The organism is Bosea sp. 124 (genome assembly GCF_003046175.1).
Taxonomy (GTDB): Bacteria; Pseudomonadota; Alphaproteobacteria; order Rhizobiales; family Beijerinckiaceae; genus Allobosea.
Genome location: NZ_PZZM01000001.1, coordinates 178811 through 199816, shown reverse-complemented (window position 1 = coordinate 199816; position 21006 = coordinate 178811). Strand labels below are relative to the sequence as shown.

Annotated in this window: 15 protein-coding genes; 14 read left to right on the top strand and 1 reads right to left on the bottom strand. The window is 69.0% G+C overall.

Going from position 1 to position 21006, the window contains the following annotated elements; genetic code table 11:
- The first annotated feature begins 33 nt into the window (after nt 1–33).
- From C8D03_RS00990 to C8D03_RS00925, 14 genes are all read left to right on the top strand, one after another.
- On the top strand, nt 34–915 hold the full coding sequence (locus C8D03_RS00990) for a DUF2163 domain-containing protein (RefSeq protein WP_108044593.1): 882 nt from the start codon (nt 34–36) through the stop codon (nt 913–915).
- The gene (locus tag C8D03_RS00985; protein WP_108044592.1) at nt 912–1355 is read left to right on the top strand and encodes an NlpC/P60 family protein; all 444 of its coding nucleotides are present in this window, start codon (nt 912–914) and stop codon (nt 1353–1355) included. The genes C8D03_RS00990 and C8D03_RS00985 overlap by 4 nt, the downstream gene beginning before the upstream one ends.
- Nucleotides 1355–5272, top strand: coding sequence for a baseplate multidomain protein megatron (locus C8D03_RS00980; protein WP_108044591.1), 3918 nt, complete (start codon nt 1355–1357; stop codon nt 5270–5272). Before C8D03_RS00985 ends, C8D03_RS00980 begins: the two co-directional genes overlap by 1 nt.
- A gap of 55 nt (nt 5273–5327) precedes the next feature.
- Nucleotides 5328–5648, top strand: coding sequence for a PepSY domain-containing protein (locus tag C8D03_RS00975; protein ID WP_108044590.1), 321 nt, complete (start codon nt 5328–5330; stop codon nt 5646–5648).
- A gap of 43 nt (nt 5649–5691) precedes the next feature.
- Nucleotides 5692–6360, top strand: coding sequence for a response regulator transcription factor (locus tag C8D03_RS00970; RefSeq protein WP_108044589.1), 669 nt, complete (start codon nt 5692–5694; stop codon nt 6358–6360).
- A gap of 9 nt (nt 6361–6369) precedes the next feature.
- A complete protein-coding gene (locus C8D03_RS00965) occupies nt 6370–7746 on the top strand; it encodes a sensor histidine kinase (RefSeq protein ID WP_108044588.1) in 1377 nt (458 codons plus the stop codon).
- Nucleotides 7747–7823: 77 nt separating this feature from the next.
- Nucleotides 7824–8930 carry a c-type cytochrome biogenesis protein CcmI gene (gene ccmI / locus C8D03_RS00960; protein WP_108044587.1) on the top strand — a complete coding sequence of 369 codons (1107 nt, stop codon included), beginning with the start codon at nt 7824–7826 and terminating at the stop codon, nt 8928–8930.
- 41 nt (nt 8931–8971) lie between these two features.
- The gene (gene ccmE / locus C8D03_RS00955; protein ID WP_108051035.1) at nt 8972–9457 is read left to right on the top strand and encodes a cytochrome c maturation protein CcmE; all 486 of its coding nucleotides are present in this window, start codon (nt 8972–8974) and stop codon (nt 9455–9457) included.
- A gap of 7 nt (nt 9458–9464) precedes the next feature.
- Nucleotides 9465–11447: a heme lyase CcmF/NrfE family subunit gene (locus C8D03_RS00950; RefSeq protein ID WP_108044586.1), complete on the top strand. Its 1983-nt coding sequence runs from the start codon at nt 9465–9467 to the stop codon at nt 11445–11447.
- A gap of 20 nt (nt 11448–11467) precedes the next feature.
- Nucleotides 11468–11932: a cytochrome c-type biogenesis protein gene (locus tag C8D03_RS00945; RefSeq protein WP_108051033.1), complete on the top strand. Its 465-nt coding sequence runs from the start codon at nt 11468–11470 to the stop codon at nt 11930–11932.
- Between the two features lie 139 nt (nt 11933–12071).
- Nucleotides 12072–13262 (top strand): trypsin-like peptidase domain-containing protein, encoded by a 1191-nt coding sequence (locus C8D03_RS00940; protein WP_108044585.1) that lies wholly within the window; start codon nt 12072–12074, stop codon nt 13260–13262.
- 125 nt (nt 13263–13387) lie between these two features.
- Nucleotides 13388–14071, top strand: coding sequence for a response regulator transcription factor (locus tag C8D03_RS00935; protein ID WP_108044584.1), 684 nt, complete (start codon nt 13388–13390; stop codon nt 14069–14071).
- 22 nt (nt 14072–14093) lie between these two features.
- On the top strand, nt 14094–15638 hold the full coding sequence (locus C8D03_RS00930; RefSeq protein ID WP_108051031.1) for a sensor histidine kinase: 1545 nt from the start codon (nt 14094–14096) through the stop codon (nt 15636–15638).
- A gap of 11 nt (nt 15639–15649) precedes the next feature.
- Entirely contained in the window at nt 15650–18604 is a 2955-nt protein-coding gene (locus C8D03_RS00925; protein ID WP_108044583.1) for a bifunctional [glutamine synthetase] adenylyltransferase/[glutamine synthetase]-adenylyl-L-tyrosine phosphorylase, read from the top strand.
- Nucleotides 18605–18619: 15 nt separating this feature from the next.
- Here C8D03_RS00925 and C8D03_RS00920 read toward each other — a convergent pair whose 3' ends face one another.
- Nucleotides 18620–20917: a PAS domain-containing sensor histidine kinase gene (locus tag C8D03_RS00920; protein WP_108044582.1), complete on the bottom strand. Its 2298-nt coding sequence runs from the start codon at nt 20915–20917 to the stop codon at nt 18620–18622.
- Nucleotides 20918–21006: the final 89 nt, after the last annotated feature.

Sequence of the window (21006 nt, the reverse complement as noted above, 5' to 3'; positions counted from 1 at the left end):
CGCGAGGCAGGATCATCCCAGAAGGACAGCCCGATGCGCGACATTCCTGAAGCCCTTGCCGCCCATCTCGTCCAGGGCGCGACGACGCTCTGCCGCTGCTGGAGCCTGACGCGCCGCGATGGCGCCGTGCTCGGCTTTACCGATCACGACGGGCCCCTGAGCTTCGATGGCATCGTCTTCGCGGCCGCGACAGGCCTGGAAGCGGCCGAGGCTTCGGCCGAACTCGGCTTCGCCATCGGCGGCGGCGAGGTTTCGGGCGCCTTCGCGGCGACCGGCCTGAACGAGGCCGACCTCGCGCGCGGGCTCTACGACGACGCCCGCGTCTCGATCTGGCTGACGAACTGGGCCGACGTCTCGCAGCGCGTGCTGCTGGAAACAGGTTTCGTCGGCGAAATCCGACGCGGCGACACCGGCTTCACCGCCGAGGTGCGGGGGCTCGCCAAGGCGTTCGACGAGGAGCGCGGCCGACTCTACATGCGCTCCTGCTCGGCGGATCTCGGCGATGGGCGCTGCGGCGTGGCGTTGGCGGCGGTCGCGGCCAATGTCGTGACGAGCGACGGTCGCCTCGGTCTGACCGCCCCGGCGCTCGTGGGCTTCGCGGATGGGCATTTCACCGGCGGCCGTCTCGTCTTCACCGCCGGCGCCAATGTCGGCTTCGCGACCGAGGTGAAGCGCCATGGCGCGGCCGGCGGTCTGGTCGCGCTCCAGCTCTGGCAGGCGCCGCCTGCGCCGATCGCTGCGGGCGACGCCTTCACCGTCTCGCCCGGTTGCGACAAGAGCTTCGCGACCTGCCAGTCGAAATTCGGCAACAGCATTAATTTCCGCGGCTTCCCGCATATCCCGGGCAACGACTTCATCATCGGAGGCGTCAGGCCCGGCGACGGGACGCTCGACGGCGGGAGCCTGTTCCGATGACGGCCGCCATCTCGCGGGCCGACATCGTCGCGGCGTCCCGGCTCTGGCTCGGTACGCCCTATCACCATCAGGCCTCGCTGCGCGATGTCGGCTGCGACTGTCTCGGGCTGGTGCGCGGCGTCTGGCGGGACCTCTACGGAACCGAGCCGGAGACCCTGCCGCCCTATTCGCCGAGCTGGGCGGAAAGTCTCGGAATGGAAACGCTCGCCACGGCGGCGCTGCGCCATCTCGTACCGGTCGGGCGAGACCTGGAACGGCCGGGCGATGTCCTGCTGTTCCGTTGGCGCGCGCATCTCCCGGCCAAGCACTGCGCCATCCTGAGTGCGCCCGACCGCATCATCCATGCCCATGACAGCGCGCAGGTCGGCGAAGTTGCCTTCTCGCCGTGGTGGCGGCGGCATCTGAGCCACCGCTTCTCCTTTCCCGGAGTGACCGACTGATGGCGACGCTTCTTCTGCAGGTCGCGGGCAGCGTGCTCGGCACGGCTCTGGGCGGCCCGATCGGCGCCGTCATAGGCCAGGCGATCGGTGGCATCGCCGGCGCCCGCATCGACCAGTCCGTCCTCGGCGGAGGCGGCAGCACGAAGGTGGTCGAAGGACCGCGCCTGACCGAGATCGACGGGCTGGCCGCCAGCGAAGGCGCGGCGATCCCGCGCGTCTATGGCCGCGCCCGCATCGGCGGCCAGTTGATCTGGGCGACGCGCTTCGAGGAGGAGATCAAGGTCACGGTGACGCGCAGCAAGGGCGGCGGCAAGGGCAGCCCGCGCCAGAAGACCGTCGAGACGACGTACAGCTACTACGCCAATCTCGCGATCGGATTGTGCGAGGGGCAGATCGCCTTCGTCCGGCGCATCTGGGTCGACGGTCGGGAACTCGATGTCACCACGGTCGGCATGCGCGTCCATCACGGTCATGAGGCGCAGGAGCCCGATCCGCTGATCGCAGCCAAGGAGGCTGGTGCGGCGCCGGCCTATCGCGGCCTGGCCTATGTCGTGTTCGAGCGCTTTCCGCTGGGCGACTACGGCAACCGCGTGCCGCAATTCGCCTTCGAGGTGGTGCGCGCGGTCGATGGGCTCGGCGGCATGATCCGCGCCGTCACGCTGATCCCCGGCGCGAGCGAATTCGTCTACGAGACCCGCGCGGTCAGCCACGAGCCCGAGCCCGGCGTGACCGGGAGCCTGACCCGCCACCAGCTCTATGGCGGCTCGGACGTGGATACCGCGCTCGGGCACCTCACTGCGCTCTGTCCCAACCTCCGGCGCGTCTCCCTCGTGGTCACCTGGTTCGGCGACGATCTGCGCGCCGGTGCCTGTACGCTCTCGCCCCGCGTCGAGATCGCGCACAAACCGACGACCGGGGCCGAATGGACCGTTGCGGGGCTGATGCGACCATCCGCGCGCGTCGTCAGCGAGTTCGGCGGCCGGCCGGCCTTTGGCGGAACGCCCTCGGATGAGAGCGTGATCCGGCTCATCCGCCGCCTGCGTGACGATTATGGCCTCGAGGTCGTGCTTTATCCCTTCGTGATGATGGACGTCCCGGCCGGCAACGCGCTGCCGGACCCCGCCAGTGGCGCGCCGGGCCAGCCGCATTACCCCTGGCGCGGCCGCATCACCTGCGCGCCGGCCCCCGAAAGCCCCGGCAGCGTCGACGGAACCGCCGCAGCGGACGGGCAGGTCGCGAGCTTCCTCGGCACGGTCGGCGCCGCGGATATGTCGATCGATGGCGAGCGGATCGTCTGCGCGAGCCCGGATGAATGGAGCTACCGCCGCTTCATCCTGCATTACGCCATGCTCGCCCAGGTGGCGGGAGGCGTCAGCGGCTTCGTGCTCGGCTCGGAATTGCCGGGCTTGACGCGGGTGCGTGGCGCGGCGGGCTATCCGATGGTGGATGGGCTGGTCAGTCTTGCAGGCGAAGTCGGGACGCTGCTGCCCTCGGCGACGCTGACCTATGCCGCCGACTGGACTGAATACGGGGCCCATACCCGCAATGGCGGGCAGGATGTCGCCTTTCCGCTCGATCCGCTCTGGGCATCGCCTACGATCGGCGCGATCGGCATCGACTTTTACCCGCCGCTCTCCGACTGGCGCGACACCAGCGACCACGCCGATGCAGGCATCGCGACGGGGCCGAGCGATCCCGGCTATCTTCGCGGCCGTCTGAACGCCGGCGAGGCCTATGACTGGTACTATGCCGATGCAGCCGGGCGCCTTGCGCAGACGCGCCTGCCGATCACGGACGGTGCCCATGGCAAGCCATGGGTGTTCCGGCAGAAGGATCTCCTCGGCTGGTGGAGCTATCCCCATGTCGAGCGCGCCGGCGGCGTCGAGATCACGGCGACCGCCTTCGTGCCCGGCGCCAAGCCGATCTGGCTGACCGAGATCGGCATGCCGGCCGTCGACAAGGGCGCGAATGCGCCCAATGTCTTCCCCGATGCGAAATCGGCCGAGAGCGGCTATCCGTATTTCTCCAGCGGTGCACGCGACGATCTGGTGCAGGCGCGGGGCCTGGAGGCGATCATCTCCGGTTTCGATCCGGCACGCGAAGGCTTCGAGGCCAGCCGCAACCCGGTTCATCCGGTGACCGGCATCCGCATGGTCGATCCAGCCAATATCTATGTCTGGAGCTATGATGCCCGGCCGTTTCCGGCCTTTCCCGATCTCGGCGGGGTCTGGGCCGATGGTGCGAGCTACGACACCGGCCATTGGCTCAACGGCCGGATCGAGGGTACGCCGGTCGACCGGCTCCTGCGCCGTGTCCTGGCCGATTTCGGCCTGCCCGCGGCTGACGCCATTTCGGTCGACGGCTTCCTCGACGGCTATGTGCTGGACCGGCCGCTTTCGCCGCGGCAGGCACTCGAGCCCCTAAGCCAGGCCTTCGGCTTCGACGCGACGATGAGCGCGGGCAAGCTCGTCTTTCGCGGCCGGGCCGGGACCGTCGCGCGCCGTCTTGGCCAGGATGACTGGGTGCTCGACCGCGATGGCCGCCCCTATGAGCTCCGCCGGGCCCAGGAGAGCGAACTGCCCCTCGAATTGCGGTTGGGCTTCAGCGACGCCGAAAGCGACTATCGCGCGGCGGCGGCCCGCTCGCGCCGTTTGGCCGGAGCCGCCCGCCGCGAGATCGGCGTCGAGACCGCGATCGTGACCCGGCCTGCAGAAGGCCAGCGCCTTGCAGATCAACGGCTTCAGGAGGTCTGGGCCGGCCGCGAGACGCTGGAACTCGACCTCTCGCCGCGCTGCCTGGATCTCGAGCCAGGGGATGTCGTGGCCCTCCCGGTCGACGGGGATGAGCGTCTCTTCCGTCTGACGCGGATCGATGACGGCCCGACCCGGAAGGCCGCCGCGCGCGCCGTCGAGCCGGCGATCTACCGCAGCAGCGGCGCGCCGAGCCTGCCGAGGCCGCCGAAGACAGCGCCGGCGCTGCCCGGCCGGCCGATGGTCGTCCCCTTCGCGCTGCCGATCGTCCGGGTGCCGCCGCCGCCGCTTTTGTCGCTGGCGGCCTTCGCATCGCCTTGGCCGGGCGCGCTCGCCGTCTGGCAGGCCGATGGTGCCGGCCAGTTCGACCTGCTGCGCCTGATCGAGGCGCCCTCGATCGTCGGCGAGACCCTGACGGTCCTGCCGCCCGGCCCGATCTGGCGGACGGATCCCCATGCCGTGCTCGATCTCCGTCTGCGGGGCGGCATCCTTTCCTCCGTCGCGCCGGAGGTGGCGCTCGCGGGCGCCAACGCGCTGGCGCTTCTCGACGCGGACGGCACGGTCGAGATCGTGACCGTCGCGCATGTCGAGCTGGTCGGAACGCGGCAGTTCCGGCTGTCGGGATTCCTGCGCGGCATCGCCGGCTCCGAGGCCGCCGCCGGGCGCAGCCTGCCGATCGGTTCGCGGGTTGTCGTCCTCGACGGGGCTGCCGTGTCGCTCACCGACGATCTGGCCGATCTCGGGCAGGAGCGGCGCTATCGCATCGGGCCCGTGCAGCGCGACCTCGGCGATCCCTCCATGGTCGAGATTACCGCCACCGCCAGCATCGCAGCGCTCGCGCCGCTGTCTCCGGTACATCCCCGGGCGCGGCGCGTGGCCGCTGCGGTCGAAATCGGCTGGATCAGGCGCACGCGCATCGACGGCGATTCCTGGGATCTGGCCGAGGTGCCCTTGGGCGAAGAGGCGGAACTCTACGAGATCATGGTCCACAACGGTGACACGGAGCTGCGCCGGACACGAACGAGCACCCCCGCCTGGACCTACCCGGCTGCTCTCGAATTGGCCGATTTCGGCGCGCCCCAGGCCGAATTCGCGATTGTGATCGCCCAGATCAGCGCGGTGGCGGGGCGCGGCCATGAATGGCGTGGACGCGTGCCGGTACGGTGACATAGTCTGACGCGTCGCAGCATTCATGGCGCGTTCACGCGTGCGGGATTAGCCGATGTCGATGATGCCCGTCGAACCCATCTTCGCCCTGGCCCTGCTGGCGACACCGCTGCCGATCGTCCAGATCGACAGTCAGGAGCCGATCTCCTGTCTGTCCGCCGACGAGACGCGCGACGCCGTCGCGGAAGGCCGCGTCATGCAGCCGGCGCAGGCCTCCCGCCATGCCCGTCACGCCGCGCCGGGCGAGGTCGTGCGCATCCGGCTTTGCCGGCAAGGCGAAGAGTATGTCTATGTGGTGACGACGCTGAAGCGTGACGGACGTGTTGCCCGCGTGACGCTCGAAGGACAGTCGGGCAAGGTCGCGACCATCCGCTGACCAAAACCACGCTTTGCCCATCGCCAACAGGAGCTGACCGACCGTGAGACTGCTCGTCGTCGAGGACGACAAGGACCTCAACCGCCAGATCGTCACCGCGCTGGAGAATGCCGGCTACGCCGTTGACAAGGCTTTCGACGGCGAGGAGGGGCTGTATCTAGGCGAGACCGAGCCCTACGACGCCGTCATCCTCGATCTCGGCCTGCCGAAGGTCGACGGCGTCGCCGTGCTGCAGGGCTGGCGCCGGGCCGGCAAGGCGATGCCGGTCCTGATCCTCACCGCACGCGATCGCTGGAGCGACAAGGTTGCGGGCTTCGACGCCGGCGCCGACGACTATGTCACCAAGCCCTTCCACGTCGAGGAGCTGCTGGCCCGAGTGCGGGCGCTGCTGCGCCGCGCCGCTGGTCATGCCACCTCCGAACTCGTCTGCGGGCCAGTCCGGCTCGATACGCGCGCAAGCCGGGTGGTGGTCGATGGCAACCCGGTCAAGCTGACCTCGCACGAATACCGGCTGCTGGCCTATCTGATGCATCATCAGGGCCGCGTGGTCTCGCGAACGGAACTGGTCGAGCATCTCTACGACCAGGATTTCGACCGCGATTCCAACACGATCGAGGTCTTCGTCGGCCGGTTGCGCAAGAAGCTGGGCGTCGAGGTCATCGAGACCGTCCGCGGCCTGGGCTATATCGCAGCCGCGCCCGAGAAGGTCTGATCCCCGGCGATGCCGATTCGGTCGCATCGCTATTCGCTTGGCGCGCGGCTTTTCATTTCGGCGGCGATCTGCTGCGCGCTGGTCCTGATGCTGGCCGGCTTCGGCCTCACGACCTTCTATCGCCGCTCGGCCGAGCGTGGCTTCGACGAGCGCCTGAGCGTCTACATCAAGGAACTGATCGCCGACCTCGCCGCCCCGCCCGAGACCGAGCGCCAGGCGATCGGCGATCTCGGCGAGCCGCGCTTCGACCTGCCGCTGTCGGGTTGGTACTGGCAGATCATCCGGCTCGACGGAGAGCGGCCGACGATCCGTGCCTCGCGCTCGCTCGTCGGCGGGCAACTGCCCAAGCTGCTCGACCAGCCGATCGTGCCCAATGCGCGCGGCCTGCGCGAAAGCTATGTCTCCGGCCCTGACGACCGCTCGCTGCGCATCCTCGAGCGCGAGATCGACGTCGGCGAGGATGGCCGCTTCACCGTGGCCGTGGCGGCGCCGTCCGACGAGATCGACGCGGACATCCGGGATTTCCGCCTGGCGCTGACCATGACCTTTCTCCTGCTTGGCCTGGCGCTCGTCGCCTCCACCATCATCCAGGTGCGGTTCGGGCTGCGCCCGCTCGTGCGCCTCGGCGCCGCCGTCGGCATGGTCCGCACCGGCGAGACGCCGCGCATCGTCGGTCGCTATCCGCCCGATCTCGCGCCGCTCGCGGGCGAACTCAACCAGCTCATCGACGCCAATCACGAAATCCTGGACCGCGCACGCACGCAGGTCGGCAACCTCGCCCACGCCCTCAAGACACCGCTCAGCGTTATGCTGAACGAGGCAGAGGCTGGCGACGGCCACTTGCCCCAGACCGTGAAGACCCAGGCCGCGATCATGCGCGACCAGGTCCAGTACTATCTTGACCGGGCCCGCGCGGCGGCCCTCTCCGGCGCGCTCGGCGGCGTCACCGAGATGGCGCCGTCGCTTGATGCCCTGATCCGGACCTTCACCAAGATCTCGCAGGGCAAGGGCATCGCCGGCAGCCACAATGTGCCCCCTCGCGCCCGCTTCCGCGGCGAGAAGCAGGATTTTGAGGAAATGCTCGGCAATCTCCTCGACAATGCCTTCAAATGGGCGGAGGCGACGGTCGAAGTCTCGCTGGACAAGGGGCAATACGACACACCAGGCCGGGTTGTCCTGCTGATCGACGATGATGGCCCCGGCCTGCCCGACGAGGCGATGGCGGATGTCCTCAAGCGCGGCCGGCGCCTCGACGAGGCCACGCCGGGCTCGGGGCTCGGCCTTTCGATCGTGGGCGACCTCGCCAAGCTCTATGGCGGCGAAATCGCGCTGCAGCGCTCGCCGCTCGGCGGTTTGCGGGTCCGCCTCGCACTGCCCTCCGTCTGAGCCATGATCGCCCTGCGTGACCCTTTGTCGCCATCTTCGGACATGAAGCCGCGGCCATCTTTGGCTAAGAGCTTGCCATGCTGATCTGGATCATCTTCGCGGTCATGACGGGGGCGGCGATCTTCGCCCTGCTCTGGCCGCTCAGCCATGGCCGGGCGGCGGCCTTCGCCGATGGCGCCGATGCGACGAGCCTCTACCGTGCCCAGCTTGCCGAGATCGACCGCGATCTCACCCGCAGGCTGATCGGACAAAGCGAGGCCGAGGCCGCGCGCGCCGAAGCGGCGCGACGCCTGCTGCGCGCATCCGGCGACGAGGCAGGTCCCGCCGGCGAGACGGAATCGTCGCTGCGCCGCCGTCGCGCCAGCTCGGCGCTCGCCTTGTCCTGCGTGCCGCTTCTGGCCTTGCTGGTCTACGGCGCCTATGGCTCGCCGGGAAACCCGGACCAGCCCCTCGCCGCACGGCTTCAGGCAGATCCGTCGCGCCAGGATTTCGCGCTGGCGCTGACGCGCATCGAGACCCATCTCGCCGCCAATCCCTCCGACGGCAAGGGCTGGTCGGTGATCGCGCCGGTCTATATGCGCCAGGGCCGCTATGATGATGCCGCCACGGCCTTTGCGGCCGCGATCCGCCATGGCGCGGCGAATTCCGAGGCGCATGCCGGATTGGGCGAAGCGCGCACGCTGGCCGCCGGCGGCGTCGTCACGGCCGCTGCCCGCGACAGCATGGCCGAGGCGGTCAGGCTCGATCCGAAGAATGCCCGTGCCCGCTTTTTCCTCGCCATCGGCCAGGAGCAGGATGGCGATGCACCCGCCGCTATCGCTGCCTTGCGCGCATTGCTCGGCGATGCTGTGCCCGATGCTCCCTGGACGCAGGCCGTGCGCCAGCGCCTCGAGCGGCTGGAAACCGATACCAGCGGTGCCGGCGGGATCGCGACGCTGCCGCCCGCCGAACGGCAGGTGGCGATCCGCGCCATGGTCGACGGCCTGGCCGAACGCCTCAAGGTCGGCGGCGGCACCTTGCCGGAATGGACGCGCCTGATCCGTTCGCAGACGGTGCTGGGTGACAAGCCGGCGGCGCGGGAGGCTCTCGCGACAGCGCGCCAGCGTTTGGTGCAGGATGAGCCGGCCCTGGCGGCACTCGATGCGCTCGCGGACGAACTTTCGCTGAAGGAGACCGCACCATGACCGCCGCCGAGCCATTGCGGCCGGTTGCCGCGAAGCGACGTCTGACCCGCAAGCAGCGGCGGCTCGTGCTGATCGGCGCGGCGGGTGCCGTGCTCTGCCTCGCCGCCGGGCTCGTCCTGTTCGCGCTGCGCGACACGATCGTGTTCTTCTATGGCCCGACCGAGATCGCGGAGAAGGGCGTCGCGCCCGGCACCCGCATGCGCCTCGGCGGGTTGGTGGAGCAGGGCTCCGTCGCGCGCGGGCCGGGCCAGCGCGTCGTCTTCTCGATCACCGACAGCCGCACCGCGATCAAGGTGAGCTATGAAGGCCTGCTGCCGGATCTCTTCCGCGAGGGGCAGGGCGTCGTCACCGAAGGTGTGTTCGAGGGCGCGGGCCGGTTCCGCGCCGATTCCGTCCTCGCCAAGCACGACGAGACCTATATGCCGCGCGAAGTCGCCGATACGCTGAAGAAGCAGGGGCACTGGCAGCCGGGCGGCGGCGGCGCGCAGGCGCCGCAGGCTCCCCCAGCTTCACAGGCCAAGCCGTGAGGCGCGCATGATCGTCGAGATCGGTCATTTCGCGCTCGCGCTCGCGCTCGGCGTCGCCGTCGTCCAGTCGCTGGTGCCGCTGTGGGGCGTCGCGCGTCATGACCGGGCGCTGGCCAGCGTCGGCTCTGCTGCGGCGATCACCTGCTTCCTGCTGGTCGCGTTCTCCTTCGGCGCGCTCGTCGTCTCCTATGTGCGCTCGGACTTTTCGGTCGAGAACGTCGTTGCCAATTCCCATTCGACGCAGCCGCTGATCTACAAATTCACCTCCGTCTGGGGCAACCACGAAGGCTCGATGCTGCTCTGGGTGCTGATCTTGACGCTGTTCGGCGCGCTTGTCGCGCTGTCGCGCCGCTCCTTGCCCGTGCGGCTGCGGGCCGGCACGCTGGCCGCGCAGGGCATGGTCACCGTCGCCTTTCTCGCCTTTACCCTGCTGACCTCGAACCCGTTCCGCCGGGTGCTGCCGGCCCCGCCGGATGGGCAGGACCTCAACCCGATCCTGCAGGACCTCGGTCTCGCGATCCATCCGCCGCTGCTCTATGTCGGCTATGTCGGCTTCTCGATCACCTATGCCTTCGCCGTCGCGGCGCTGATCGACGGCCGCATCGACGCGGTCTGGGCCCGGGCGGTGCGGCCCTGGACGCTGCTAGCCTGGGTCTTCCTGACGCTCGGCATCGCGATGGGCTCGTACTGGGCCTATTACGAACTGGGCTGGGGCGGTTGGTGGTTCTGGGACCCGGTCGAGAATGCCTCGCTGATGCCCTGGCTCGCCGGCACCGCGCTGATCCATTCGACCGTGGTGATGGAGAAGCGCGACGCGCTCAAGGTCTGGACGATCCTGCTCGCGATCCTGACCTTCTCGCTCTCGCTGCTCGGCACCTTCATCGTCCGCTCCGGCGTGCTGACCTCGGTGCATTCCTTTGCGAGCGACCCGTCCCGCGGTCTCTTCATCCTCGGAATCCTGATCTTCTTCGTCGGTGGATCGCTGGCGCTGTTTGCCTGGCGCGCGCCGCTCCTGCGGCAGGGTGGCCTCTTCGCCCCGGTCTCGCGGGAGGGCGCGCTCGTCGTCAACAACGTCTTCATCGCCACCGCCTGCGCCACCGTCTTCATCGGCACGCTCTATCCGCTCGTGCTGGAGATGCTGACCGGCGACAAGATCTCGGTCGGCCCGCCCTTCTTCAACGCTACTTTCGTTCCCGTGCTGGTGCCGTTGCTGTTGGTCCTGCCGCTCGGCCAGTCGCTCGCCTGGAAACGCGGCGATCTGCTCGGGGCGGCACAGCGCAATGCGGTCGCCTTCGGGCTCGCCATTCTGGTGGCGCTGACCATGATCGCCCTGACATCGGGAGGCCCTGTGTTGGCGCCGCTCGGCATCGGCCTCGGCGTCTTCCTGGTCGCGGGCGCTGCCTTCGATCTGGGCGAGCGCATCGTCGCCCGCGCCAGCGGCTGGCCGGCGGTGCTCTCGCGGGCCAAAGGCCTGCCGCGCTCGGCCTGGGGCACGGCGTTCGCCCATGCCGGCGTCGGCCTTAGCGTGATCGGCATTGCCGCCGCCGCCTGGAGCACGGAGGCGATCGGCGTGCTCAAACCCGGCGAACGCCTGACCAGCGGCCGCTACACCGTGGTGCTGGAATCGGTCCTGCCGCGCAGCGGGCCGAATTTCCGCGCCGAGGTCGCGCGTTTCCAGATCTTCTCAGGCAATCGCGAGCTCAGCCCGGTCGAAGCCGCCAAGCGCGTCTATACCGCCCGCGCCATGCCGACGACGGAGGCTGGTATCCGCACCGACGGGCTGAGCCAGGCTTATGTCGCGCTGGGCGAGCCGCAAGGCGATGGCGGCATCGCTGTCAGGCTCTACGACAAGCCGCTGATCCTGCTGATCTGGATCGGTGCGATCGTGATGGCGTTCGGTGGCGCGCTCTCGCTGACCGACCGGCGCTTCCGGCTGGGGGCGCCGAGGCGCGCCATGCCGGCCCGCGTCGCCGCGCAGCCGGCGGAGTGAGCGCGATGCGTCCCGCCGCCATGCCCCGCATCGTCCTCGCTGCGCTGGTCGGCCTTGCCCTGACTTGTCCGGCGGTTGCCGTGCAGCCCGGCGAGATCCTGCCCGATGCCGCCATGGAGCAGCGTGCCCGCGCGATCTCCTCGGAGCTGCGCTGCCTCGTCTGCCAGAACCAGTCGATCGACGATTCGGACGCGCCGCTCGCCAAGGATCTGCGCGTGCTCGTGCGCGAGCGGCTCGTCGCCGGCGACAGCGACCGCGCCGTGCGCGATTTCGTCGTGGCGCGCTACGGCGATTTCGTTCTGCTGCGCCCTCCCTTCGACGTCCGGACGGCGCTGCTCTGGGCTGCGCCCTTCCTGATCCTGCTGGCGGCGCTCGGCTTCATGTGGCGTCGGGGCAGGGCAATGGCGGCGCCGGCCAGCGCGGCGCCGCTCTCGGAGGATGAGCGCCGCCGGGTCGAGCGCCTTCTGGGCGACGACGCGCCCTGAGCCGCGCCGCCCAGCCGGGCAGAAACAAATCGTTACCTTACGAAAACGTCATCTTCGGGCGAAATCGGCGTAAGGCGCCGCCCGTCATGGTCCTCGTCACGAGCAGGGAAGGCCCTGCCGCTGAATTCGAGGTTCTCCCATGACCACCACCAAGACTCCCTCGCGGTCCATCCTGAAGCGCGGCGCTTTGCTGGCCGGCGCTGCGACGCTTGGCATCGGCCTTGCCGCCGGTCTCGCCGATGGCGCGCTGAAGTTCGATCATCCCGCCTTCGCCCAGCCGATCCAGCTCTCGGGCGTCCAGACTAACCTCCCGTCCTTCGCCGACATGGTCGAGAAGGTGAAGCCCGCCGTCGTCTCCGTCCGCGTCAAGATCAAGGGTGATGGTGCCGCCGACGACGACGGCCAGGGCAGCCTCGACGATCTGCCGCCTGGCCTGCGCCGCTTCTTCGAGCAGCAGCAGCAGGGCATGCGTGGCGCGCGTCCCGAGCGGCCCAAGGCCCAGCAGGCCATGGCCCAGGGCTCTGGCTTCTTCATCAGCCAGGACGGCTATGTCGTGACCAACAACCACGTCGTCGAGAAGGCGGCCGAGGTCCAGCTCGTCACCGATGACGGCAAGACCCTGAACGCCAAGGTCATCGGCACCGATCCGCGCACCGACCTGGCCCTGCTCAAGGTCACCGAGAGCGGCAACTACCCCTTCGTCCAGCTCGCCTCCGGCAAGCCGCGTATCGGCGACTGGGTCCTGGCGGTCGGCAATCCCTTCGGCCTCGGCGGCACCGTCACGGCCGGCATCGTCTCGGCCCAGGGTCGCGACATCGGCTCGGGCCCCTACGACGACTTCCTGCAGATCGATGCGGCCGTGAACCGCGGCAATTCGGGTGGCCCGACCTTCAACCAGAAGGGCGAAGTCGTCGGCGTCAACACCGCGATCTTCTCGCCGTCGGGCGGCAATGTCGGCATCGCCTTCGCGGTTCCCGCCTCGACCGTCGAACAGGTCGTCGCGGCGCTGAAGAAGGACGGCAAGGTCTCGCGCGGCTTCATCGGCGTGCAGATCCAGCCGGTCACCAGCGAAGTCGCCGACGCGATCGGTCTCAAGGATGCCCATGGCGCCCTCGTTGCCGCCGCCGAGAAGGACGGTCCCGCCGCCAAGGCCGGTATCAAGCGTGGCGACACGATCATCTCGGTCGATGGCGAGCAGATCAAGGATGCGCGCGACCTCTCGCGCAAGATCGCCAAGTATGCGCCGGGCTCCAAGGCCAAGATCATGGTCTGGCGCGACGGCAAGGAGCGCGAGATCAGCTTCGAGGTTGGTCGCCAGCCGGCGGCCTGATCAGGTAGGCTTGCGTTCTCCCGGCAGTCTGTCGCCCCCCGCCGGGAGACCAGCCTTCACCGCGGCAGGCCGGATGCGTATCTTCCGGCCTGCCGTTTTTGTGTTTTCTGGGCTAGGCTTAGCTTATGCGACTCCTGATCGTCGAAGATGATGCCGAGGCTGCGGCCTATCTGACCAAGGCCTTTCGTGAGGCCGGTCATGTCGCCGACCATGCCGGGGATGGCCTCCAGGGCTATGCCATGGCCGAGGGCGGCGGCTACGACGTGCTCGTCGTCGACCGCATGCTGCCCCGCCTCGACGGCCTCTCGCTGATCCGTTCGCTGCGCGAGCAGAAGGATGCGACCCCGGCGCTGATCCTCTCCGCCCTGGCGCAGGTCGACGACCGCGTGAAGGGCCTGCGTGCCGGCGGCGACGACTACCTGCCCAAGCCTTATGCCTTTTCCGAGCTTCTCGCCCGGGTCGAGGTTCTGGCCCGCCGCCGTGGCGCGCCGGCCTCGGAGCCCACGGTCTATCGCGTCGGCGATCTCGATCTCGACCGCCTGGCCCATCGCGTGACGCGGGCCGGCACTGAAATCCTGCTCCAGCCGCGCGAGTTCCGCCTGCTCGAATATCTGATGAAGCATGCCGGCCAGGTGGTGACGCGCACCATGCTGCTCGAAAACGTCTGGGACTACCATTTCGACCCCCAGACCAACGTCATCGACGTGCATGTCAGCCGCTTGCGCGCCAAGGTCGACAAGGGCTTCGAGCACCCGATGATCCACACCATCCGCGGCGCGGGATACATGGTCCGTGACACGGCACGCTGATCCCTCGGCCGGTGGCGCCGCCATCGCGCCGCGACAGGCGCAGCGTTTCCTGCCGAACCTGTTCCGGACGACCGCCTTCAAGCTGACGGCGGTCTATCTCGTCGTGTTCGCGCTCTTCGCCGGGCTGTTGCTCGGCTATGTCGCCTGGAACGCCAAGCGCCTGCTCGACGACCAGATCCGCTCGACCATCGACGCCGAGATCCAGGGGTTGGCCGAGCAGCAGCGCCTCGGCGGCATCAGGCGGCTCGTCAACGTCATCGAGCGCCGCTCGCGCGCGCCGGGCGCCTCGCTTTACCTCGTCACCACGCCGGTCGGCGAGCGCATTGCCGGCAATGTCGAGGCGCTGCCGCCGGGCACGCTCGACCGTCCCGGCGAGACCGAGATCGAATACGCCCGCTCGAGCGATGCGGTCGACACGCCGAGCCGCGCGATCGTGCGCATCTTCATCCTGCCGGGCGGGTTTCGCCTGCTCGTCGGCCGCGATGTCGAGGAGCGCGAGCGGCTCGGCATCGTGATCCGGCGCGCTGCGGGCTGGTCCTTGCTGCTGGTCTTCGTGCTCGGCTGCTTCGCGAGCTGGTTCGTGGCGCGGCGCGTGCTCAAGCGCATCGACGACATGACCGGCACGGCACAGTCCATCATGGCGGGGGACCTCAAGGGCCGGCTCGCGATCTCGGGCACCGGCGATGAACTCGACCGGCTGGCGCTTAACCTCAACGCGATGCTGGAGCGCATCGGCGAGCTGATGGCCGGCATGCAGCAGGTCTCGGACAACATTGCCCACGACCTCAAGACCCCGCTGACCCGGCTGCGCAACCGGGCCGAGGAGGCGCTTCGGACGGCGAAGTCGCCGGACGAACTCCGCGCCGCGCTCGACGGCTCGATCGACGAGGCCGACAACCTGATCCGCGTCTTCAACGCGCTGCTGATGATCGCGCGGCTGGAAACCGGCCGCATCCAGGACAGCATGGACAGGCTCGACCTCTCGGAGATCGTCTCCGGCATGGCCGAACTCTACGAGCCGCTGGCCGAAGAGGCCGGGCTGTCGCTGGTCACGGAGGTCGCGCCGGGCCTGCGCGTCGAGGGCAATCGCGAACTGATCGGGCAGGCGCTGGCGAACCTGATCGACAACGCGCTGAAATACGGCCAGTCGGGCGAGGGCGGTCAGACCGTGGTCACGGTCGCCGCCAGGCAGGCGGACGGCGAGGTCCTGCTGTCGGTATCGGATCACGGTCCGGGCATCCCGGAGGAGGATCGTGTCCGCGTCCTTGACCGCTTCGTCCGGCTCGATGCCAGCCGCAGCAAGCCGGGCTTCGGCCTGGGCCTGTCGCTCGCCGCCGGCGTCGTTCGGCTGCATGGCGGCCAGATGCGGTTGGAGGACAACGCACCCGGCCTGCGCGTCGTCATCGCCCTGCCGCTGGCCGAGAGCGGGACCATCGATCCTGGCGCTGCCGAGCTCAATGTCGGGGAAACGATGGCCGCAGCGGCCAAGCCTGTGGACACCTTCACCTCGTCGGAGCGTCCCGCCTCGACAGGGCAGGCAAACCCTGCTGGCTTGCCATCCCTCTGAGGGGATGCGCGATGACGGGGCGGCTCTGTGACAGGTTGGAGTTGGCGCCGGTGCTTCCGGCGCGCGCCCGCGCCGGGGCTGTTCTGACGCGTGACCTGATCGAGCGTCTGCATGACGACGCGGCGGCGCAGGCACTCGTCGCCCATTTCGCCGAATATCCCCGTTCGGCCGCGCTCGTTGCCGGCATCCTCGCCCACGCGTCCTTCCTGACCCAGATCATGCGGCAGGACCCGGCCGGCCTGCTCACCTGCCTGACGAGCGCGCCGGAGGCGCATCGCGACACGCTCCTGGCCAGGATCGCCGGGCGGGGCACGGCCGCGACCGACAGTGCCGAGCTGATGCGCCTGCTCCGCCGCTTCCGCCGGACGATGGCTCTCCTGATCGCGCTCGCCGACATCGGCGGCGTCTGGGATGTCGAGACGGTCACTGCTGCATTGACCGCTACCGCCGACATGGCGGTCAGGTTGGCGAGCGAGCATGTCTTGCGCGCCGCCGCCGATCTTGGCCGCATCCGGCTGCCTGATGCGGCGGTGCCGGGCGAGGGGTCGGGGCTGGTCGTGCTGGCGCTCGGCAAGCATGGCGCTGGCGAGCTGAACTACTCCTCCGACATCGACATTGTGGTCTTTTTCGATCCGGAGGTGGCGGAGGCTGCCGGCGTTGCCGAGCCGACGAGCTTCTATGTCCGCCTCACCCAGCAGATCGCGCGCATCATCCAGGAGCGCACGCCGGACGGCTATGTCTTCCGCGTGGACCTGCGCCTGCGGCCGGACCCGGCCTCGACCCATGTCGCCGTCGGCCTGCCATCTGCCTATGCCTATTACGAGACGGTCGGCCAGAACTGGGAACGCGCTGCCATGATCAAGGCGCGTCCCGTCGCGGGCGATCTCGCGCTCGGGCGCCGCTTCATCGCCGATCTCGCCCCCTTCATCTGGCGCAAATATTTCGACTTCGCGACGATTGCCGACATCCACGCGATGAAGCGGCAAATCCAGACGGTGAAGGGCCATGAGACGATTGCCGTCGCCGGCCACAATGTGAAGCTCGGGCGTGGCGGCATCCGCGAGATCGAGTTCTTCGTGCAGACCCAGCAGCTCGTCTTCGGCGGCAGGCGCACGACCCTGCGCGGCCCGCGCACGCTCGAGATGCTGGGCGAACTGACCCAGGAAGGCTGGATCACGCCGCAGGCCCGCGACGAACTGGCGGAATCCTATCGCTGGCTGCGCACCATCGAGCACCGCCTCCAGATGCGGAATGACGAGCAGACCCAGACCCTGCCCAAGCAGGCTGCAGATCTGGAGGCCTTCGCCCGCTTCTGCGGCTATCGCTCGACGGCCGCCTTCGGCAAGGCGCTGACCTTCCATGCCAGGCGTGTCGAGGGCCATTACGCCCTGCTCTTCGAAGAAGGGCCGAGCCTGGCGAGCGAGGCCGGTACGTTGAGCTTCACCGGCTCCGAACCCGATCCGGCGACGCTGGAGACCCTGGAGAAGCTCGGCTTCCGCCAGGCGCTGACGGCCGCGGAGACCGTCCGCGGCTGGCATTTCGGCCGCCGCCCCGCCGTCACCAGCGCCCGCGCCCGTGAGGTGCTGACCGAACTGACGCCGGCATTGCTGGTCGCTCTCGGCCGCACGGCCGATCCTGACGGCGCGCTCGCCCATCTCGACAATGCCTTCGTGCGGATGCCGGCCGCCATCGAGCTCCTGACGCTGCTGCGCTCGCAGGACTCGCTGCTCACGCTCTTTGCCGAAATCCTCGGCAGCGCGCCGCGCCTGGCGAAGGTCGCGGAACTCCATCCTCATGTCCTCGATGGTGTCATCGACCCGGCCTTCGGCCAGGCCTCGCTCAATTGCGACGCGCTGGTGGCCCGCATCCGCAGCGTCGTCGGTTCGCCGCCGCCGAGCGTCGAGGACGGGCTCGACCGTTTGCGCGACGCCGCCCGGCAGGAGAATTTCCTGGTCGGCGCACGTCTCCTGTCCGGTGTCTATCAGGCGCAAACGGCGGCGCAGGCCTATTGCGCGGTCGCGGAGGCATGCCTGCGGGTCGCCTTCGCCGATACGCGCGAGGCGTTCGTCGCCGATCACGGCGTCATCGAGGGCGGGCAGGCCGTCGTGCTCGGCCTCGGCCGGCTCGGGGCCGGCGAGCTGACGCCATCCTCCGATCTCGATCTGATGCTGCTCTATGACCGGCCGGACGAGGCCGAGCCGAGCAATGGCCGCCGCAGCCTCGATCCCGTTACCTGGCATGTGCGCTTCACCCAGCGCCTCGTCGCCGCGCTGACCGTGCCGACACGGCGCGGCACGCTCTATCAGGTCGACATGCGGCTGCGCCCCTCCGGCAACAAGAGCCCGGCCGCGACCCAGTTCTCCGGCTTCGAGGCCTATCACGCGGGTGAGGCCGAGATCTGGGAGGAGATGGCGCTGACCCGCGCCCGCGTCGTGGCGGGCGATGCTGAACTGGCCGGTCGCGTGGAAACCTCGATCCGGGCGATCCTGAGCCGCCGCCGGGAGCCAGCCAGGGTCGCCGCCGCCGTCGCCGAAATGCGCGCTTTGATCGCGAAGGAGAAGGGCGAGAAGAACGCTTGGGATCTCAAGCTCGCGCTCGGCGGCCTGACCGATCTCGATTTCCTCGCCCAGTTCCTCGTGCTCGCCTATTCCAGCGACCATCCCGGCCTGCTGGTGCGCGATACGGCCTCGGTTTTTGCCGCGGCCCGCGCGGCGGGGCTGCTGGCGGCGGCCGATGCCGCTGCTTTGGAGGAGGCGACGCGCCTGATCGGCGATGTCCAGCTCTGGCAGCGCTTCACGGTGGAGGAGGCCTTCGATCCCGCCGCCGTGCCCGCCCGCGTGATGAACCGCATCGCGACGGCCGTCGGTCGTCCCGATACCAAGGTGCTGCGGGCGGAACTCGACGAGGTTCGCGCTGGCGTCCGGGCGATCTTCACCCGTGTCCTGAACGCCGCCCGCGCTGGTTGAGGGCGTGCGGCAGCCTCACGCTGCCCGGGCCGTGATGCGTCCGACCCCGCCGGCGAGCGGCAGATGCACCATGACGATGGTGCCCGCGCCGATCGCCGAGCGCAGACGCAGCGAGCCGCCATGCAGCTCGGTCAGCGAACGGGCGATGGCGAGGCCGAGCCCCGAGCCCTTGTAGCTGCGGGTGAAATCGCCCTCGACCTGCTCGAAGGGCCGGCCGATGCGGTCGATCTTCTCCTTGGGGATGCCGATGCCGGTATCCTCGACGAAGATGTTCAGCGCGCCCGGGACCTGCCGGATGCGGATGGCGACTTGCCCGTCTTCCGGTGTGAACTTGACCGCGTTGTCGAGCAGGTTGCCGAGGACCTGGTAGAGCGCGTGCGGGTCGGCCTCGAGATGGGCGTCGCGCGTACCCTCGATGCTGAGCTGGAGACGCTTGCGGTCGATCTCGTCCTGCGATTTGCGAACCACCTCGTCGATGACGAGCCCGAGCGAAATGTCGGACGTCTCCAGATGCACCTTGCCGGCTTCGAGACGCGACATGTTGAGGATGTCGTCGATGATGCCGAGCAGGTAGCCGCCACTGGAGCGGATATCCTGGACATAGTCGGTGTATTTCTCGCAGAGCGGCCCGAACATGCCGTTCTGCATGATCTCGGAAAAGCCGATGATGGCGTTCAGCGGCGTGCGCAGCTCATGGCTCATATTCGCCAGGAATTCGGATTTGGCGCGGTTGGCGCTTTCCGCCGCAGCCTTTTGCTCGAGATAGCGCTCGGCCAGGTCGGCGAGCTGCTGTGCCTGCGTCTCCAGCTTCTGGCGCGAGGCCTTGAGGTCCGTGACATGCATCAGGAGCTGGTGCTCGGACTGCGTCAGCCGCTCCTCCTGCTGCTTCAGCTTGGTGATGTCGGTGCCGACCGAGACCGAGCCGCCATCCTTGGTGCGCCGGCCGTTGATCTGGAGCCAGCGTCCGTCGGACAGGCGCGCCTCATAGGACGAAGCCCCGTCGCTGCTGCGCAGCGAGCGCATCGGCTCGTGGTCGATGTTCGGCTGTGCGCTCAGCATCATGATCTCGTCATGGCTGGCGCCGCCCTGGGCCAGTTCTGCCGGGAGCCGGTGAAGCTGCTGGTATTTGGCGTTGCAGAGCACGAGGCGGTTATCGGCGTCCCAGAGCACGAAGGCCTCCGAGATCGCCTCGACGGCGTCGCGCAGCCGGGCATCGGATGTCGCGGTGCGCTCGGCCATGCGGCGCTGCTCGGAGATGTCGACGACGATGCCGACGAGATGCTGCGAGTGGGTGCGGCGATCCGTGACGAGCTCGGCTCGGGCCTTGAGCCAGATCCAGTTGCCCGAACTGTCGCGGACGCGAAATTCCTGGTCGAGATGGGTGGCCTCGCCGCGGCTGATCGCGTCGGCGAGCGCATAGAGATCGACGTCGTCGCGATGGATGAAGCCGCTGACCTCGCCGAATGACATGTACTGGCCGGCCCGGTCATAGCCGAGCATGGCGTACATCGAATCCGACCAGTAGATTCGTCCCCGTGCGAGGTCCCAATCCCACAGCCCGCAATGGCCGCGGTTGAGCGCCGTGTCGATGCGCTCGCGGACGCAGTCGCAGTCCTCGTCGGCGGCGCGCGCCCGCCTGGATTGCAGGACGAAGCCGACGGTGATGGCGGTCAGCACGACGCCGGCGGCGGCGAAGAGCAGGGCGAGCCCGCCACGGCGCTGCTGCCAGGTCGAGAGCGCGCGCGACACAGGTTGCAGCACGGCGACCTGGCCGAGCGGCGAGGCGAGATTCCGGACAGTGGCAAAGACCTCCATGCCGCCGGGGAGCGTGATCCGCATCACGCCGGCGCGGTCGCCGAAGGCCGTCAGCGGCTGGGTCTGGCCGAGGAAATCGACTAGGGTGCGCTGCGTCTGCCCGATGACGGGTTCGCTGGCGACGACATGGCCGTCCTCGGCGCTGACATGGACGATCCGGCCATGGGCAGCGAGGTGGCGGGAGGCGAGGGCGGCGAGGACCGCGGCGGGAGCCTTGCCCGTGCTGGCCCCGTTGTCGAGGTCGCGTGCCAGCAGGGCCGAGACCAGATCCATGTCGCCGGCGGCGTCGAGCAGCGCATCCTCGCGCATGGCGGAGGTCTGGAGCGCGGCGCCTGCCGCCAGGATGACGATGAAGAGGGCGACGAGGCCCGGGATCACGGTACGGAGAGTCGGTTCGAGGCTCTCGAACCGCTGATAGAGCGGATGCGTCAGCGATCTGGCGACCCCCAGAATCGTGTCTGCGCGCACAGTTGCGCAGCCCGCGTTGGCACGCGTCATGCCCGTCCCCCTTCGGATACTTTACCGTGAGTAGATCGGGAGACGTGCCGCATCCCCGCGAATCACTTTCAGTTGAATCCGCGGGAGCG

What these genes read in the sequence shown, in the direction of transcription:
- C8D03_RS00940 (WP_108044585.1), top strand. Translation starts at nt 12,072, where the DNA reads ATGACCACCACCAAGACTCCCTCGCGGTCCATCCTGAAGCGCGGCGCT.
- C8D03_RS00965 (WP_108044588.1), top strand. Translation starts at nt 6,370, where the DNA reads ATGCCGATTCGGTCGCATCGCTATTCGCTTGGCGCGCGGCTTTTCATT.
- C8D03_RS00920 (WP_108044582.1), bottom strand. Translation starts at nt 20,917, where the DNA reads ATGACGCGTGCCAACGCGGGCTGCGCAACTGTGCGCGCAGACACGATT.
- C8D03_RS00985 (WP_108044592.1), top strand. Translation starts at nt 912, where the DNA reads ATGACGGCCGCCATCTCGCGGGCCGACATCGTCGCGGCGTCCCGGCTC.
- C8D03_RS00950 (WP_108044586.1), top strand. Translation starts at nt 9,465, where the DNA reads ATGATCGTCGAGATCGGTCATTTCGCGCTCGCGCTCGCGCTCGGCGTC.
- C8D03_RS00990 (WP_108044593.1), top strand. Translation starts at nt 34, where the DNA reads ATGCGCGACATTCCTGAAGCCCTTGCCGCCCATCTCGTCCAGGGCGCG.
- C8D03_RS00980 (WP_108044591.1), top strand. Translation starts at nt 1,355, where the DNA reads ATGGCGACGCTTCTTCTGCAGGTCGCGGGCAGCGTGCTCGGCACGGCT.
- C8D03_RS00975 (WP_108044590.1), top strand. Translation starts at nt 5,328, where the DNA reads ATGTCGATGATGCCCGTCGAACCCATCTTCGCCCTGGCCCTGCTGGCG.
- C8D03_RS00945 (WP_108051033.1), top strand. Translation starts at nt 11,468, where the DNA reads ATGCCCCGCATCGTCCTCGCTGCGCTGGTCGGCCTTGCCCTGACTTGT.
- C8D03_RS00935 (WP_108044584.1), top strand. Translation starts at nt 13,388, where the DNA reads ATGCGACTCCTGATCGTCGAAGATGATGCCGAGGCTGCGGCCTATCTG.
- ccmI (WP_108044587.1), top strand. Translation starts at nt 7,824, where the DNA reads ATGCTGATCTGGATCATCTTCGCGGTCATGACGGGGGCGGCGATCTTC.
- C8D03_RS00925 (WP_108044583.1), top strand. Translation starts at nt 15,650, where the DNA reads ATGACGGGGCGGCTCTGTGACAGGTTGGAGTTGGCGCCGGTGCTTCCG.